Origin of the sequence: Myxococcus llanfairpwllgwyngyllgogerychwyrndrobwllllantysiliogogogochensis, from assembly GCF_006636215.1 — a bacterium.
In the GTDB taxonomy this organism is placed as follows: Bacteria; Myxococcota; Myxococcia; order Myxococcales; family Myxococcaceae; genus Myxococcus; species Myxococcus llanfairpwllgwyngyllgogerychwyrndrobwllllantysiliogogogochensis.
In genome coordinates, this window is sequence record NZ_VIFM01000811.1 from 1 (window position 1) to 432 (window position 432).

1 protein-coding gene is annotated in these 432 nt (G+C 55.1%); it reads right to left on the minus strand.

From position 1 onward, the window contains the following. A partial coding sequence (locus tag FJV41_RS55940) for a hypothetical protein (RefSeq protein WP_141649637.1) occupies window positions 1-432 on the minus strand: 432 nt, incomplete at both ends.

The following is a 432-nucleotide window of genomic DNA, read 5'->3' on the forward strand; positions in this document are numbered from 1 at the left end:
GTATTACTCAATAACAGGGTCGTTGAAGCGGCTGAGCCGTACTTAACGATCTTGCTACCGCTATGAGGATTCTGGGCCTGCATAATCGTCGCGGATGCTGGTGCGGTCCAGTTGTCGAAGTCGCGCTCAAACCCGGCGTTTAATACAAGGTTGCCCTGGATTTTGTTATCCACATCAGCCATTGCCGCCTTCAGGCTTGCTGAAACGGCGGTGGTGGCGCTGGCATTCGCAGCAATATCTTTCCCCTGCTGCGTGACCGTCTGCTGCAGCTGCATGACCGCAGACGTATTCGCGTCGATGGCCACGGCATCAGTGATGTCATAGATAGCGATGTAATCAATCTGAAGGACCGCCGCGTTCGGGTAGCAGTAGAGTGCAAAAACAGAACCATCGACCGCCGCCGACGATGGCGCACTGAACTCAGCGGAGTAC